We start from the raw sequence: 14,837 nt of genomic DNA on the forward strand, positions 1-14,837 counted from the left end.
CCATGACCGATACCGCCGCTCCCACCTCCGAGACGACCTCCTCCGGATCGATCGTCGGAACCTCCCTGCCCACGCACGAGTCCGCGCAAGCGCTGCTCCCCGAGCTGCGGGATCTGCGCCGGGATCTGCACCGGTCCCCGGAGATCGGGCTCGAGCTGCCGCAGACGCAGCGCCGGGTCGAGGAGGCGCTCGCGAGCCTCGACGTCGAGATCACCCGCGGCGAGGGCCTGAGCTCGCTCACCGTGGTGCTGCGCGGCGGTCGCCGTGACGCGGGCGGCGCCTCGCCCGTGGCCGTGCTCCTGCGCGGCGACATGGACGCCCTGCCCGTCGAGGAGGCGACCGGCTTCGACTTCGCCGCGACGAACGGCGCCATGCACGCATGCGGCCACGACCTCCACACCACCGGTCTCGTCGGCGCGGTCCGGCTCCTCCACGACATCCGCGACTCCCTCGCCGGTGACGTCGTGTTCATGTTCCAGCCCGGCGAGGAGGGCTGGGACGGCGCCGGGATGATGCTCGACGAGGGTGTGCTCGACGCCGCCGGGGTCCCGGTCGTCGCCGCCTACGGTGTCCACGTGTCCGCGGATCAGGAGATCGGCCGGCTGTACTCGAAGCCGGGTTCCTACATGGCCGCGTTCAGCCTGATGGACGTCGTCCTCCGCGGCAAGGGCGGGCACGCCTCGCGCCCGCACACCACCTACGACCCGATCCAGACCGGGGCCGCGATCATCGGACAGCTCCAGGAGTACGTCTCCCGCCGCTTCGACGTGTTCGACCCGATCGTCGTCACCGTCGGCAAGTTCACCGGCGGGACCGCGGCGAACGTCGTCCCCGACACCGCCTCGCTCGCCGTCGGCGTGCGGACCTTCTCGGAGACGACCACCACCCGCGCCGCCGCCGAGCTGCCCGCCCTCGTCCGTGAGCTCGCCGCCTCCCACGGGCTGAGCGCCGAGGTCGAGTACGACACCGTGCTGCCGCCGACGATCAACGACGAGGCGGAGAACGCGTTCTACCGCGAGACCTTCGCCGAGCTCTTCGGCGCCGACCGCGTCACCCTCGTCGAGCACCCCAAGGCCGGCTCCGAGGACTTCTCCCGCGTCCTCATGGCCGTCCCCGGATCGTACGGACACCTGGGTGCGGCGATGCCCGGCACCGTGCCCGAGGAGCAGGACTCCAACCACTCCCCGCGCGCCCGCCACAGCGAGGACGCGCTCGCCGACCACGCACTGTTCCTCGCCCGCCTCGCCGCCGCCCGGCTGGAGAAAGCCGCCGGAGACGACACCGCGCGGGACGGAGCTTTACTGGAGGGTGCTGCCCGGGACGGAGCTGCCGAGGTGCGGGGATGAGACTCGGCTATCCCGCAGCGGCGATCCGCGCCGCCGAGGCCCCGCTGCTCGACGCCGGCCGCGGACCGGTGCTCATGCGCACCGCCGCCGCCGGCCTCGCCGCGGTCTGCCGCCGCGATCTGATCGAGGCGCGCGGGTGCGTCACCGGCGCCCGCGTCGTCGTCCTCGCCGGAGCCGGCAACAACGGGGGAGACGCGCTGTTCGCCGGCGCGGACCTCAGCCGCCGCGGCGCCCGCGTCACCGTCGTCGACGTCCTCGGACGCCTCCACCCCGAGGGAGCGGCCGCACTGCGTGCGGCAGGAGGCGACATCGAACCGCTCGGCGCCGAATCCGCGCCCCTGACCGCGCGGGCCGAGCTCGTCATCGACGGGATCCTCGGCACCGGTGCCTCGGGATCGCTGCGCGCACCGCTCGACACGTTCATCGCCGACTGCCAGGCTGCGGCCTCCGGCACCGGGAGCGCCCGGCGGCAGCGTGTCATCGCGGTCGACGTCCCCACCGGGGTCGACGCCACCACCGGAGCGGTCGGCGCCGTCCACGTGCGCGCCGATCGCACGGTGACCTTCGGCGGGCACAAGGCCGGACTGCTGCTGCCCGGCGGCGCCGACGCCGCGGGAGAGCTCGCCCTCGTCGACATCGGACTCGACCTCGCCCCGTTCCGTCCCACCGTCGAGGCGCCCGAGCCCGCCGACCTCGCCGTCGGCTGGCCGTTCCCGCAGCCGGACATGCACAAGTACACCCGCGGCGTCCTCGGCCTCGTCGCCGGATCCCACCGCTACCCCGGCGCAGGGCTGCTCACCACCGCTGCGGCCGTGTCCACCGGGCTCGGCATGCTCCGCCTGCTCGCCCCCGACGAGGTCACCGCGGCCGTGCTCGACCGCTGCCCCGAGGTCGTCACCGAACCGGGGCGGGTCCAGGCGTGGGCCGTCGGCCCGGGCGCCCCCGACACCCTCCTCATGCGCCGCGCCATCATCGAGGCGGAGAACCGGTCCCTGCCCCTCGTCATCGACGCCGGCGGCCTCGGACTCCTCACCCGCCCGCTCGAGACCACGTGCATCGTGACGCCGCACGCCGGCGAGCTCGTCGACCTCCTCGGCCGCCTCACCACCGGCGTGCCCACCCGCGCGGAGGTCGAAGCGGATCCGGTGACCCACGCCGTGAGGGCCGCGCAGGCGTTCGAAGGCGTCATCGCCCTCAAGGGGCGGCGCACGATCGTCGCCCGGCCCGACGGCAGCGTCGTCGCCCCGCCACCGGGACCGGCGGCGCTCGCCACGGCCGGATCCGGCGACGTGCTCACCGGGATCCTCGGTGCGCTGCTCGCCACTACCGCGGAACACCGCGTGGCCGAGCGCAGCGGTCCGTACGACCAGGCGGACTGGAGCGGCCCGGCCACCGACATCGCGATCCTCGCCGGGCTCGCGGTCACCGTGCACGGGCTCGCCGGCCACCGGACCACGCACGCATCAGGGCTCCCGGCGGCCGTGGAGGACATCGTGCTCGGTCTCATGACCGGAAGTGCCGGCGCGGGAACCGGGCAGAACGACGGCCGGAGGGGCGAATGACCGCACCCGATGCTGCACGGCCCGGGACGGATCCCGCTGCGAGAACATCGACTCCTCCTGGACCGACTCCGCATGCTGCTGCACCGTCGCCGGTCGGACCGCCGGTGGTCTCCTTCCCGGGGACAGTGGTGCAGGCGCGGATCGACACCGGAGCCATCACCCACAACGCGGCGACGATCGCGGCCCGGGTCGCCCCGGCGACCCTGCTCAGCGTCGTCAAGGCCGACGCCTACGGCCACGGCCTCGCCGCAGTCGTCGACGCCTGCCGCGCCGCCGGCGTCGCCGACTTCGGCGTGGCGACGGTGCCCGAGGCGCTCCAGCTCGCCGCCCTGCTCGGTGAGGATCCCGCGGTGCGGCGCGAGCGGATCCTGTGCTGGCTCTACGACGACCGCACGGACCTCACCGCCTGCGCGCGGGCGGGCATCGAGCTCGGGGTGTCGACCGCCGGCGCGCTGCGCCAGGTGATCCGCGCCGCCGAGGCCTCCGGACGCACCGTGCGGGTGCACCTCAAGATCGACACCGGGCTGGGCCGCAACGGCTTCACCCCCGAGGCATTCACCGCGTTCCTGCCCGAGCTCGCGGAGGCCGCCGCGCGTACCGCGGGCCCGGTCGTGGTCGTCGGCATCATGACCCACCTCGCGAACGCCGACGTCATCGGTGACCCGGAGACCGGGAACCAGCTCGCGGTCCTCGACGGGGCACGTGAGCAGCTCGTCTCCGTGCTCGAGTCCGCCGGTGGGGCGCTCGGCGACCCTGCCGCCCTGCTCGTCCATGCCGCGAACTCCCCGGCGGCGCTCTCGCTCGACCCCGTGCCGGGCGGGCTCGCCCGTGTCGGCCTGAGCACCTACGGCCTCAGCCCCTTCGAGGGACGGACCGCCGCCGAGCTCGGCCTCCGGCCGGCGATGTCCCTCGTCTCCCGCGTGCTCGCCGTCAAGGACGTGCCTGCCGGGCACGGTGCGAGCTACGGCCTCACCTACACGTGCACTGAACCCACCCGGTTCGCCCTCGTCGCCGGCGGCTACGCCGACGGGATCCCGCGCGCGGCCTCGAACCGCGCGCAGGTGTCGATCCGCGGCCGCCGGTACCCCGTGGTCGGGCGGGTCGCGATGGACCAGATGATCCTCGACATCGGACCGGGGCCCGTCGAGATCGACGACGAGGTCGTCATCATCGGCGACGGCACCACGGGTCCCGGCGCCGAGGAGTGGGCCGCCTGGGCCGACACCGTGAACTACGAGATCGTCACCCGGATCGGCCCGCGCGTCGAGCGGGTCGTCATCGGCGCCGGACAGGACGCCACGTCGGCGGTGCGGCAGGGCGGGATCCCGTCATCTGCGGTCGCGGGCGTCGACGACCGGTTCCGGGGACGAGGGCACCGCGGATGAGGGCTGAGCTGCGCATCGCCGGCCTGGAGGAGATCGACGCGTTCGCCGCGCGCCTCGCCGCCGTCCTGCGTCCGGGCGACGTCATCATCCTCACCGGTGACCTCGGCGCCGGGAAGACGACCTTCACCCAGTTCCTCGCCGGGCACCTCGGCGTCCGTGGCCGGGTGTCCTCGCCGACCTTCGTCATCGCCCGCGAGCACGCCCCGGCCGGCGCGGGGCCGGGCCTCGTCCACGTCGACGCCTACCGCCTCGACGACTCCGCCGAGTTCGCCGACCTCGACCTCGGCGCCGACCTCGCGGAATCGGTCACCGTCATCGAATGGGGCCACGGGATCGCCGAGGAGCTCTCCGCCGAACGCCTCGAGATCACCCTCGTGCGCGCCTTCGAGGAGGACGGGGCCGGCACTGCCGGGCCCGGCTCGACTGATACCGGTCTCGTTGATCCCGCTCCCGCTGCGCCTATCGCACCCGAGCCGCTCGAACTCGACCTCGCCGAGGAGGACGAGAGCCGGCTGCTCGTCCTCGAATCCACCGGTCCCGGCTGGGACGCCCGCCTGGCCCTCGTCGCCGAGCAGCCCGGGGAACCCGGCCCCGGAACGGAGACCCGATGATCATCCTCGCGCTCGACACCTCGGCCGCGGCGAGCGCCGCGCTCGTCGACGCGGAGACCGAGGAGGTGCTCGCCGAATGGACCGAGTTCTCCGCCCGGAAGCACGCCGAGCTCCTCGGGCCTGCGATCCGCACCCTCCTCGAGCGTCGGCCGGCCCCGGGCCGGGTGGTCGTCGGGGTGGGGCCCGGTCCCTTCACCGGTCTGCGCGCCGGGATCGCCACCGGGATCGGGTTCGCACTCGGCGCGGGCATCCCCGTCGACGGCCTGCCGAGCCACGACGCTCTCGCTCTGCGCGCCCTCCGCACCCATGCGCCGGTCTCCCCGGCCGGACCGGCGCCGCGGCTGCGCGTCGCCACCGACGCGCGCCGCAAGGAGGTCTACTGGACCGAGTACGCAGGACTCGACGCCGCAGGCGTGCCCGAGGTGCTCGCCGGTCCCGCCGTCAGCCTCCCCGCGGACCTGCACGTCGTTCCGGATCAGGGCGCTGCGCTCCGGTACGGCCGTGGGTTCCTCCTCTTCCCGGGGGAGCTCGGCGATCCCACCGGCACCGCACCGGCCGACCTCGAACCGACCGCCGGGGACCTCGGGATCGTCGCCGCCCGGATGATCGCCGCCGGGCGTCCGCTGCTCCCGCCGGTCCCGCTGTACCTCCGCGAGCCCGACGCCCAGCCCTCCGCGCGGCGCACGACGAGCCTCCGGTGATGCCGGAGCCCGGCACCGCGGAGGGAAGCGGCGCTCACCGGATCCGGCGGCTGCGCTGGTTCGACATCCCCGCCGTCGCCGCCCTCGACGCGGAGATCTTCGGCCCCGATGCCTGGTCGACCGAGTACTACTGGGCGGCGGTGGCGACGCCCGGCCAGTCGTTCGTGGTCATCGAGGCACCCGGCGGAGATGCGCCGGGCTCCGACGCCGCGCAGCGTCAGGCAGGCCCCGTGCCGGCGTCCTGGGACCCGGGTGCGATCCTCGGCTTCGCCGGGCTCGGCGTCTCCGGGCCGCAGGCCGATGTCCTCACCCTCGCCGCCCACCCGGCAGCCCGTGGCCGGGGGATCGGACGCGCCCTGCTCACCCACCTCCTGGCCGCCGCCCGGGATGCCGGATGCGAGGTCATCTACCTCGACGTCCGCAGCGACAACACCGCAGCCCACGGCCTCTATACCGCGCACGGCTTCACCGAGCTCGACCGCCGCCCGGGCTATTACACCGGTGCCGACGCCGTCGTCATGCGCGCCTTCCTCTGACCCGGGGTGCTCGGAGCGGTCTCGAGAGCTCTGGCGTCCTCATGGTCCGGAACGACCTCGGAGTTCCGTGAGCGGTCATGAGCGTCCCGCGGGGTGCCGGGATTCAGGGAGTGTCCGTCGGACGAGTGCCCGTCGGACCGCGAGATCTCGCAGGGTCGCTTGATAGCCTGGCGACATGGACCTCATCCCCCTCGCAGACACCGACCTCCGCGTCCACCCGCTCAACCTCGGCGGCAACCCGTTCGGCTGGGGCGCGGACCGGGAGCAGAGCTTCGCCGTCCTCGACGCCTACGCCGCCGCCGGCGGGAACTTCATCGACACCGCAGACATGTATTCGTGCTGGGTCGAGGGCAACTCCGGCGGAGAGAGCGAGTCGATCATCGGTGAGTGGATGGCCGAGCGCGGCAACCGCGACGACATGGTCATCGCCACGAAGGTCGGCATGCTCGAGGGCCGCGCCACCCTCGATCCCGCGAACATCCGCGCCTGCGTCGAGGACTCCCTCCGGCGCCTGCGCACCGACCGGATCGACCTCTACTACGCCCACCAGGACGATCCGGATGCCGACCAGACGGCGGTCGCGGAGACCTTCGACGCGCTCGTGCGCGAGGGCAAGGTGCGCCACCTCGGCGCCTCGAACTTCTCCCTCGACCGTCTCCGGAGCGCTCAGGAGATCGCGCGGGCGAACGGCCTGGCCGAGTACCGCGTGATCCAGAACCGCTTCAACCTCGTGTCCCGCGACGACTACCCCCGCGAGTACGAGGAGCACCTCCGCGCCGACGGCATGGCGCTGCTGCCCTTCGCCTCGCTCGCCGGCGGATTCCTCACCGGCAAACACATCCCCGGCGCGAAGGTCGACTCCGTGCGCGGTGGTGCCGTGGCGAAGTACGCCGACGACCGGCAGGCCGTCGACGCGCTCGGCGTGCTCCAGAGCGTCGCCTGCGACCACGTGACCAAGACGACCGCGGTCGCCCTCGCCTGGCTGCTCGCCCATGACACGATCCCCTCGGTGATCGCCTCGGCCCGGGTCCCCGAGCAGCTCGGCGACCTGCTCGCCGGCGCCGACCTCACCTTGAGTCCCGAGGAGATCGCACGGCTCGACGCCGCCTGGCCGGACGCCGGACGCGCGGCCGCACCTCGTGAGCAGAAGGACGGCGCACGATGATCGACGCCTCGCTCATCGTCTGGGAATCCGGCACCGACCTCGTCATCGACACCGAGGTCGACGCCTCGCCGGCCGAGGTCTGGCGCCGGATCGCGGACGCGGACGAGTGCGCCGAGTGGTTCGCGCCCTTCACCCGGGTCGATGACGACCGGGTGCGCTTCCGCCTCGACGACGGCGAGGACGTGGCCGGGCCGGACAGCCCTGGATCCAGCCCCGGATCGGGCACCCCCGGAACGGACCGCTCCGGGGTGGGCAGCACTGGATCGGGCACCCCTGGATCGGACAGCGCCGGAACGTACGGAGCGGATGAGGCTGGGCCCGCGGACCCGGAGGCCGGCGGCTCCCTCGAGGCCGAGGTGCTCAGCTGCGAGGAGGACTCCCACGTCCTCCTCGAGTTCGCCGCGCTCGGCCGGCTCGGGATCTCGCTGCGGCCCACGAACGACGGCACCCGCATCTCCCTGACCTGCACCTTCGCCACAGCGGAGGAGGCCGCCGAGATCCTGCCCGAGGTGGGACCGGTGTGGGAGACCCACCTGAGACTGCTCCGCGAGGCTGTGGGCGCCGGTGCCTCGGACGTCCCCGAGAGCGAGCTCACCGCCCGCTACGAGCAGCTCGCCGCCCAGGCACAGGACGATTCCGACAGCAATGATCCGGAGGACACCGACCGGCCGGGCGAGGAATCGACCGGCATCGACTACGGGAGCCACGACTTCGGCTCCCATGACCCGGGCGTCCCCGGAGCCCCGGAGCGCCGACCCGGCGGCGACGGACCCCATGATCGCTGACGGCCTGACCGGCGACCGTGCCCGCGGCGACAGTGCGCGCAACGACCGTGCGCACGGCGGCCGTGCGCGCAACGACAGTGCGCGCAACGACCGTGCGCACGGCGGCCGGGCCGCAGGCGGTGCCGCGACCGGCGACGACAGCGCCGCCCGCGCCGCCGCCGGGCCGCTCGTCCTCGGCATCGAATCCTCGTGCGACGAGACCGGGGTGGGGATCGTGCGCGGCCGCACGCTGCTGACGAACACCATCGCCTCGTCGATGGACGAGCACGTCCGCTACGGCGGGGTCGTCCCGGAGGTCGCGAGCCGCGCCCACGTGCAGGCGATCGGCCCTGCCGTGGCACAGGCGCTCGCCGAGGCGCAGGTGCGCATCGAGGACCTCGACGCGATCGCCGTCACGGCCGGCCCCGGGCTGTCCGGTGCCCTGCTCGTCGGGGTGTCCGCCGCGAAGGGGCTCGCCGCCGCCACCGGCCTTCCCCTCTACGGCATCAACCACCTCGCCGCGCACGTCGCCGTCGACCTCGTCGCCGAGGACTCGCCCGGCCTCCACACGCCGACGATCGCGCTCCTCGTGTCCGGCGGGCACACCGAGATCCTGCGGATCGGAGACATCGTCGACGACATCGAGCTGCTCGGCGCGACGATCGACGACGCCGCGGGCGAGGCGTTCGACAAGACCGCCCGGCTGCTCGGACTCGACTACCCGGGCGGACCGAACATCTCCCGCGCCGCGGCCGGAGCGCTCGACGGCACCGGCGTCCCCGGCGACCCGCAGGCAGTGCGGTTCCCGCGCGGGCTGTCCACTGCGCCGGACCTCCGCAATCCCGCGCGCCGGCACTCCTTCTCCTTCTCCGGGCTCAAGACCGCCGTGCTGCGCTTCGTCACCGCGCACGAGGCCGGGGCGGGTGACCGCGGGATCCGGCTCGCCGATGTCGCCGCGAGCTTCGAGGAGGCCGTCGTCGACGTGCTCGTCACCAAGACCCTGTTCGCCTGCGAGGACACCGGGATCGACCACGTGCTGCTCGGCGGGGGAGTCGCGGCGAACACCCGGCTCCGGGAGCGGCTGACCGAGCGCTGCGCCGCTGCCGGCGTCACCCTGCGCGTTCCGCCGCTGCGGCTGTGCACCGACAACGGCGCCATGGTCGCAGCGCTCGGCGCTGAGATCGCGTCCCGCAGCCTCGCCCCTTCGCCGTTCGACTTCGGCGTCACCTCATCCCTGGAGGCCCACGATGTCCTCATCGCCTGATGCGCCGCAGCCCGGCGCCCCGGATTCCGGCACCCCGCACCACGGTGTCCCCGCAGGCGGCCCCGTGCCGCCGCGCCGCCACCGCCGATCGGGCGACGGCTGGGTGGAGACGCCCGAGGGGAGGTTCTGGGGGAAGTTCGGCGCCGCCGGTCTGCTCATCCACGACCCCGAGCGCGGCGTGCTCCTGCAGCACCGGGTCGCGTGGTCGGCCGAGGGCGGGACGTGGGGCATCCCCGGGGGTGCGATCGATGCGGGGGAGACCGCGCTCGCCGGCGCGATCCGCGAATGCCACGAGGAGGCCGGGGTCCCCGCGCTCGACGGCACCGGGGTCGAGGTGCTCGACACCCATGTGCTCGAGAAGCAGGGCTGGAGCTACACCACGGTGATCGCGCAGGCGACGACCCGGCTCGAGGAGTTCGTCAACGACATCGAGAGCGTCGAGCTCGCGTGGGTCCCGCTCGACGAGGTCGAGGGCTACCTCCTCCACCCCGGATTCAAGAACGCCTGGCCCCACCTGCGCAGCGTGCTCGAGGAGAACCCGCCCGCAGGGGAGTGAGTCCGCGCTCCGTCAGGCGACCCGCACCTCCGTCCGATGGCCCTGCGCGCCGCACATGCGTCGAGTGGTCGAAGATCCACGATCCCGAGCCGGAGATCGAGGATCTCTGGCCACCTGAGCACCGCCGGACCTCAGTTCACTGCCGGCCGGCGGCACCGTTCACCTCTGCAGGGCCCAACGGACGTGCCGTTGGGAATTTCCCAACGGCACGGTAGGATGGAGCGATGGACACCCAGCTCATCGAGGTCGGACAACGGATCCGGTCCCATCTCCCTGCCGAGATGACGCAGCGCGGTCTCGCTGAGGCTGTCGGCATGAAGCCCGATGCGCTGTCGCGCGCGCTGAGCGCGCAGCGGGGATTCACCCTGTCCGAGATCACCCGCATCGCGCGCGCGCTCGACGCGGACCTCACCTGGCTGCTCACCGGTGCTCCGAACCCTCACCATCTGGAGTTCGCGGCGCGGCACGCATGGGATCCGCAGCGCAAGGAGCGGTCGAACCCGGGCGCGCGCGACGATGCGCAGATCCTCGACCGGATCGCCGATCTCTACCGGCGTGCATTTCCAGGCTCCGTGCCGGCCTCCGGAGCGATTCCGGCGGATCCGCAGGGGGTGCGCGCGAGTCTCGGCCCTGATTTCGTCCGCACGTTCGCAGAGAGCATCGAAGCGACGTTCGAGATCGACGTGATCCGCATGGCAGGACTGTCGACGGACTACTCGCTGCGGATCGGTGAGCGCGGGATCATCGTGCTCAATTCGAACCCCAGCTGGTTCCGCAGCAATTGGTCGTTGGCCCACGAACTGGCTCATCTGGCACTCGGCCACCACGACGGCTCCCGCCATCCGGTGAAGGCCCGGGAGAACGACGCGGACGCCTTCGCCGCCGAGCTGCTGCTTCCCGCTGAACAGATCCGCGCGCACGACTGGTCCGCGATGTCGGAGAGCGAGCTCACGCAGGTGCTGTGGACGCTCGGGGTGTCGACCAGGGCGCTTCTGACCCGGCTGCGCTTCCTCGAGGTCGCGGTATCGGCCGAGGCCGGCGCGGCCCTGGAGAGCAGCACCCCGGCGCTCCTCCGCGGGGCCCCGGACCCGCTCGACGGTGCGCGCCCGAACCGCCGTGCAGTGGCCGACCGACAGCAGCAGGCATCTTCCCAGCGCTTCCCTCTCGCGCTCGTCGAAGCACTCACCGCGCGGGTCGAATCCGGGGAGGCCGACCCCGGGGAGCTCGCCTTCGTGCTGGGCGTCGACATCGAGGACGTGCTCACGACCTTCGAGGTAGAGGAACCGGAGACCGAGGCCGAGGCGGTGGACCGACTGCTCGACGACCCGGCGCACAGGCGCAGCACGCCGGCACTCGGTGCCTGGCTCGACTCGCGGCAGCAGGCATGACATCCGAGCGCCTCGAGTGGTCGACGATCACCGATCGGCGCTCCGCCGCTGTGCTCCAGTCATTCACCTGCACGGTCGAGCGACCGCGCACCCCGGCCGGTCGGCGGCTGCCGCATCCCGTGCCCTGGGAGTGGGAGGCGCAGGCGCTCTTGAGGAACGCGAGCCATCGGATGCGCGTGGGGGACGAGCTCGTCGTCGGTCGCGTCCCGGGCGAGGACGTCATCGCAGCAGGGGCCTGGCTCGAGTTCCACGAACTCGAAGTCCACGAGGTCGGGATGCCGGCCGTCTACATCACCTCGAGCGGGGTGCACGTCGCGCACCGCGGCTGCGGCGGACACCTGGCAGACGAGCTCGTCGACCGGGTGATCCGGCGCTGTCGTGCAGTGATCGATCCGAGCGGAGCGCCGAGCGGGATCGTGCACGGCAAGGTGCACGTGCGGAACGTCTCCTGCGAGAACCTGCTGCTCCGGCACGGATTCGAGCCCGTGGGCCTGCCGGAGAGCACCTATCAGGAGTGGGCGCTGCTCGTCGATCGGGCATGAGAGCACAACCTGACCAGGTGGCCGAACAACCAGGATCCCGAGCCGGAACTCGAGGATCTCCGACCATCTGAGCACCGCCGGACCTCAGCCGGCAGTTCCAGACGGACCTCGGCTCACCGCTGCAGGACGGACCGCTCGCCGGTGAACTCCTCGCACAGCTGCCGCGCCACCGAGCGCAGGTCGCCCGTCCGCTCGTACTCGGCGATCTGCCGCTGGTAGCTCGCACCCGCCTCGGCGAAGCGGAGCATCGCCTGGAGGTCGCTCGTGCAGCCCAGCCGCTCGGCGACCGGCGCCAGCCGCTCGACCTCCTCGGCGAGGACGGTGGTGACGACCCGCTCGCGCGCCTCGGCGTTCTCGATGATGATCGCGTCCATGCCGTAGCGGGCGGCCCGCCACTTGTTCTCGAAGTGGAACCAGTCCGGCATCGTCGGCAGGGTCTCCCCGCGGTCGAGCCGCTCCGACATGTCGTCGACGAGGCACTGGACGAACGCCGTCACTGCGCACACCTCGGCCAGGGTCGGCATGCCGTCGCACACGCGGACCTCGATCGTGCCCCAGCCGGGGGAGGGGCGGATGTCCCAGCGGATCTCGTTGACATGGTCGATGACACCGGTGGTGAGCATGTCGTCCACATAGCGCTCGTAACCCGCCCAGGTATCGAACTGATACGGCAGGCCGGCGGTGGGCAGCTGCTGGAACAGCATCGCCCGGTTCGAGGCGTACTCGGTGTTCTGCCCGTCCCAGAACGGGGAGGAGGCGCTCACCGCCTGGAGGTGCGGCACGTAGGCGAGCAGCGCGCTGAGGATCGGCAGCACCTTGTCGCGGTCGTCGATCCCCACGTGGGTGTGGACGCCGAAGATCAGCATGTGCCGCCCCCACCACTGGGTGCGGTTGATGAGCTCTGCGTAGCGCTCCTTGTCGGTGACCTGCTGATCGGCCCAACGGGAGAACGGGTGCGTGCCGGCGCTCATGAGCCCGATGCCGAGGGCGTCGGTGATGGTCCGCAGCCGGCCCACCGCGCTGCCGAGGTCCTCGCGGATCCCGTCGACTCCGCGGTGGACGCCGGAGACGATCTCGACGGTGTTGGTGAGCATCTCGCCGACCACCCGCGTGTCCAGACCCGGCACCTCGGCCACGGCGTCGAGCACCTCGCTGGCCCGGGGTACGAGGTCGAGGGTCGCGGGATCGACGAGGGCGAGCTCCCATTCCACCCCCAGCGTGGAGCGGTCGGAGCGAGCGAATTCAACCATGGGCGTCATCCTATGCCAGCACTTCGCCGTGTCCGCGCGCCGTCGTCATCGACGGTCGCACAGGAGCCGGACAGCCGTCGACGACCACCGCGCACGGTGCCCGAGGTGCTCCCGGGCGTCCTCCCACCCGCCGTGCCCGCGATGCCCAGGCGCAGTCGCTACCATGGCCGGATGCGCATCATCGCCCTCGTCGCCTGTGCGCTGCTCACCCTCACCGGATGCACCATGGGCAGCGCTCCCGCCGGCGCACCCGGAGGCCACTCCGACCCGAGCACCGTCGAACCGACCCCGGGAGCCGATGCGCCCGAGGAGATCGTCGAGGTCGCGGATTTCCGGGAGCCGGCCGCCGAGGTGGTCGCCGGGATGGACGACGAGGCGCTCGCCGGGGCCGTGGTCATCGGCTCCTTCGACGGCACGGATCCGTCCGCCGGGGCCGCGCTCGTGGCGGACAACGCGCTCGCCGGCGCGATCGTCATGGCCTACAACCTGCCGGAGAACCCGACTCCGGACGATGTCCGAGCGGTCACCGGCGCGATCACCGAGGCGAGCGCCGACCGCGAGGCGCCGGTGTTCCTCGGCGTCGACCAGGAGGGCGGGCCGGTGTCCCGGCTCGGCACCGCGGCCCTCGACCTGCCCCCGCTCATGGCCTTCGGCGCAGCCGACGACCCGGCCCTGACCACCGCGGCGATCCAGGCGCAGGGCGAGGACCTCCGCGGCCTCGGGCTCACCGCCGACTTCGCCCCCACCGCCGACGTCACGATCGGCGCCCGGGACGCCGCGATCAACGTCCGCTCGGCAGGCGACGACCCCGCGCTCGTGTCCGGCACCGTCGAGGCGGCGATCCGGGGCTACTCCGATGCCGGCATCCTGTCCTCGGCGAAGCACTTCCCCGGCCACGGAGCGCTCACCGACGACTCGCACGACACCCTGCCGGTGTCGGAGAAGAGCATCGCGGACATGGACGAGCGCGATATCGCGCCGTTCCGCGCCGCGGTCGCCGCCGGCGTCCCGATGGTGATGATGGGCCACATCGGCCTGCCCGGCTCCGAGGACACCCCGGCCTCGGTCGACCCCGACGCCTATGCGGAGCTCCGCGAGGTGCTCGACTACGACGGTGTGGTCGTCACCGACGCGATGAATATGGGTGCGGTGCCCGCCGGTCCGCGCGGGGCCGAATCGGTCGAGGCGATCCGCGCCGGCGCCGACCTCGTCCTCCTCCCGCCGGACGCGCAGGCCTCGGTCGGTGCGCTGCGCGAGGCCCTCGACTCCGGCGACCTCGACCGGGAGCGGCTCGTCGAGGCGGCCGAGCGGGTCGTCGCGATGCAGCTGTGGCAGGAGCACGCCGCGGAGCTCGCCGTCACGGTCGACGACCACACCGCGCGCATCGATGCTCTCGCCGAGGCGGCGCTCACCGTGGTCGCCGGCGAATGCACGTTCGCCGAGCCGGTCGAGGAGGTCGCCGTGGTGAGCGGCGAGCAGGCCGCGATCTCGGCCTTCACCGCGCAGGCCGAGGAGAACGGGCTGAGCACCGACGCGAACGCGGACACGACGGTCGCCCTCAACGAGGGGGCCTCCGCCGACGTCGTCTACGGCACCCGCGGGCCGTGGCGGCTGGCGGGCAGCCGGGCGGACACCGTGCTCGCCGGCTACGACGACTACGACGCGGGGTTCGGCGCGCTCGCCCGGTACCTCACCGGGGAGACGGACGCGGGCGGCGCCCTGCCGGTGGAGGTCGACGGGGTCGAGGCGCCGGACTGTCGATAGCGG

14 protein-coding genes are annotated in these 14,837 nt (G+C 73.0%); 13 read left to right on the top strand and 1 reads right to left on the bottom strand.

The window, feature by feature from the left end; all coding sequences use genetic code 11:
• The first annotated feature begins 2 nt into the window (after positions 1-2).
• From FDF13_RS07070 to FDF13_RS07125, 12 genes are all read left to right on the top strand, one after another.
• Positions 3-1,346, top strand: coding sequence for a M20 family metallopeptidase (locus tag FDF13_RS07070; protein WP_137319034.1), 1,344 nt, complete (start codon positions 3-5; stop codon positions 1,344-1,346).
• Complete coding sequence (locus FDF13_RS07075) at positions 1,343-2,908, top strand: NAD(P)H-hydrate dehydratase (protein ID WP_137319035.1); 1,566 nt, start codon at positions 1,343-1,345, stop codon at positions 2,906-2,908. Before FDF13_RS07070 ends, FDF13_RS07075 begins: the two co-directional genes overlap by 4 nt.
• A 104-nt stretch (positions 2,909-3,012) precedes the next feature.
• Positions 3,013-4,293: an alanine racemase gene (gene alr / locus FDF13_RS07080; RefSeq protein ID WP_254668946.1), complete on the top strand. Its 1,281-nt coding sequence runs from the start codon at positions 3,013-3,015 to the stop codon at positions 4,291-4,293.
• Positions 4,290-4,904, top strand: a complete 615-nt coding sequence (tsaE, locus tag FDF13_RS07085; RefSeq protein ID WP_137319037.1) for a tRNA (adenosine(37)-N6)-threonylcarbamoyltransferase complex ATPase subunit type 1 TsaE — start codon at positions 4,290-4,292, stop codon at positions 4,902-4,904. Before alr ends, tsaE begins: the two co-directional genes overlap by 4 nt.
• Positions 4,901-5,605: a tRNA (adenosine(37)-N6)-threonylcarbamoyltransferase complex dimerization subunit type 1 TsaB gene (gene tsaB, locus FDF13_RS07090; RefSeq protein WP_137319038.1), complete on the top strand. Its 705-nt coding sequence runs from the start codon at positions 4,901-4,903 to the stop codon at positions 5,603-5,605. The genes tsaE and tsaB overlap by 4 nt, the downstream gene beginning before the upstream one ends.
• Positions 5,605-6,141: a GNAT family N-acetyltransferase gene (locus tag FDF13_RS07095; RefSeq protein ID WP_137319039.1), complete on the top strand. Its 537-nt coding sequence runs from the start codon at positions 5,605-5,607 to the stop codon at positions 6,139-6,141. The genes tsaB and FDF13_RS07095 overlap by 1 nt, the downstream gene beginning before the upstream one ends.
• Before the next feature lie 175 nt (positions 6,142-6,316).
• Positions 6,317-7,306, top strand: coding sequence for an aldo/keto reductase (locus FDF13_RS07100; RefSeq protein ID WP_137319040.1), 990 nt, complete (start codon positions 6,317-6,319; stop codon positions 7,304-7,306).
• Complete coding sequence (locus FDF13_RS07105) at positions 7,303-8,091, top strand: SRPBCC domain-containing protein (protein ID WP_137319041.1); 789 nt, start codon at positions 7,303-7,305, stop codon at positions 8,089-8,091. Before FDF13_RS07100 ends, FDF13_RS07105 begins: the two co-directional genes overlap by 4 nt.
• Entirely contained in the window at positions 8,081-9,334 is a 1,254-nt protein-coding gene (tsaD, locus tag FDF13_RS07110) for a tRNA (adenosine(37)-N6)-threonylcarbamoyltransferase complex transferase subunit TsaD (RefSeq protein ID WP_137319042.1), read from the top strand. Before FDF13_RS07105 ends, tsaD begins: the two co-directional genes overlap by 11 nt.
• On the top strand, positions 9,318-9,890 hold the full coding sequence (locus FDF13_RS07115; protein ID WP_137319043.1) for an NUDIX domain-containing protein: 573 nt from the start codon (positions 9,318-9,320) through the stop codon (positions 9,888-9,890). The genes tsaD and FDF13_RS07115 overlap by 17 nt, the downstream gene beginning before the upstream one ends.
• Before the next feature lie 224 nt (positions 9,891-10,114).
• Positions 10,115-11,278, top strand: a complete 1,164-nt coding sequence (locus tag FDF13_RS07120; protein ID WP_137319044.1) for an ImmA/IrrE family metallo-endopeptidase — start codon at positions 10,115-10,117, stop codon at positions 11,276-11,278.
• Positions 11,275-11,820, top strand: a complete 546-nt coding sequence (locus tag FDF13_RS07125) for a hypothetical protein (RefSeq protein WP_137319045.1) — start codon at positions 11,275-11,277, stop codon at positions 11,818-11,820. The genes FDF13_RS07120 and FDF13_RS07125 overlap by 4 nt, the downstream gene beginning before the upstream one ends.
• 113 nt (positions 11,821-11,933) lie before the next feature.
• Here the strand turns inward: FDF13_RS07125 and FDF13_RS07130 are convergent, their stop codons facing one another.
• Positions 11,934-13,070 carry a glutamate--cysteine ligase gene (locus FDF13_RS07130; RefSeq protein WP_137319046.1) on the bottom strand — a complete coding sequence of 379 codons (1,137 nt, stop codon included), beginning with the start codon at positions 13,068-13,070 and terminating at the stop codon, positions 11,934-11,936.
• Between the two features lie 171 nt (positions 13,071-13,241).
• Between FDF13_RS07130 and FDF13_RS07135 the strand changes: the two genes are divergently transcribed.
• Positions 13,242-14,834 carry a glycoside hydrolase family 3 N-terminal domain-containing protein gene (locus FDF13_RS07135; protein ID WP_137319047.1) on the top strand — a complete coding sequence of 531 codons (1,593 nt, stop codon included), beginning with the start codon at positions 13,242-13,244 and terminating at the stop codon, positions 14,832-14,834.
• Positions 14,835-14,837 lie beyond the last annotated feature (3 nt).

The organism is Brevibacterium sp. CS2, assembly GCF_005280295.1.
GTDB lineage: Bacteria > Actinomycetota > Actinomycetes > Actinomycetales > Brevibacteriaceae > Brevibacterium > Brevibacterium pityocampae.

What these genes read in the sequence shown, in the direction of transcription:
- FDF13_RS07070 (WP_137319034.1), top strand. Translation starts at nt 3, where the DNA reads ATGACCGATACCGCCGCTCCCACCTCCGAGACGACCTCCTCCGGATCG.
- FDF13_RS07075 (WP_137319035.1), top strand. Translation starts at nt 1,343, where the DNA reads ATGAGACTCGGCTATCCCGCAGCGGCGATCCGCGCCGCCGAGGCCCCG.
- tsaE (WP_137319037.1), top strand. Translation starts at nt 4,290, where the DNA reads ATGAGGGCTGAGCTGCGCATCGCCGGCCTGGAGGAGATCGACGCGTTC.
- tsaB (WP_137319038.1), top strand. Translation starts at nt 4,901, where the DNA reads ATGATCATCCTCGCGCTCGACACCTCGGCCGCGGCGAGCGCCGCGCTC.
- FDF13_RS07095 (WP_137319039.1), top strand. Translation starts at nt 5,605, where the DNA reads ATGCCGGAGCCCGGCACCGCGGAGGGAAGCGGCGCTCACCGGATCCGG.
- FDF13_RS07100 (WP_137319040.1), top strand. Translation starts at nt 6,317, where the DNA reads ATGGACCTCATCCCCCTCGCAGACACCGACCTCCGCGTCCACCCGCTC.
- FDF13_RS07105 (WP_137319041.1), top strand. Translation starts at nt 7,303, where the DNA reads ATGATCGACGCCTCGCTCATCGTCTGGGAATCCGGCACCGACCTCGTC.
- tsaD (WP_137319042.1), top strand. Translation starts at nt 8,081, where the DNA reads ATGATCGCTGACGGCCTGACCGGCGACCGTGCCCGCGGCGACAGTGCG.
- FDF13_RS07115 (WP_137319043.1), top strand. Translation starts at nt 9,318, where the DNA reads ATGTCCTCATCGCCTGATGCGCCGCAGCCCGGCGCCCCGGATTCCGGC.
- FDF13_RS07120 (WP_137319044.1), top strand. Translation starts at nt 10,115, where the DNA reads ATGGACACCCAGCTCATCGAGGTCGGACAACGGATCCGGTCCCATCTC.
- FDF13_RS07125 (WP_137319045.1), top strand. Translation starts at nt 11,275, where the DNA reads ATGACATCCGAGCGCCTCGAGTGGTCGACGATCACCGATCGGCGCTCC.
- FDF13_RS07130 (WP_137319046.1), bottom strand. Translation starts at nt 13,070, where the DNA reads ATGGTTGAATTCGCTCGCTCCGACCGCTCCACGCTGGGGGTGGAATGG.
- FDF13_RS07135 (WP_137319047.1), top strand. Translation starts at nt 13,242, where the DNA reads ATGCGCATCATCGCCCTCGTCGCCTGTGCGCTGCTCACCCTCACCGGA.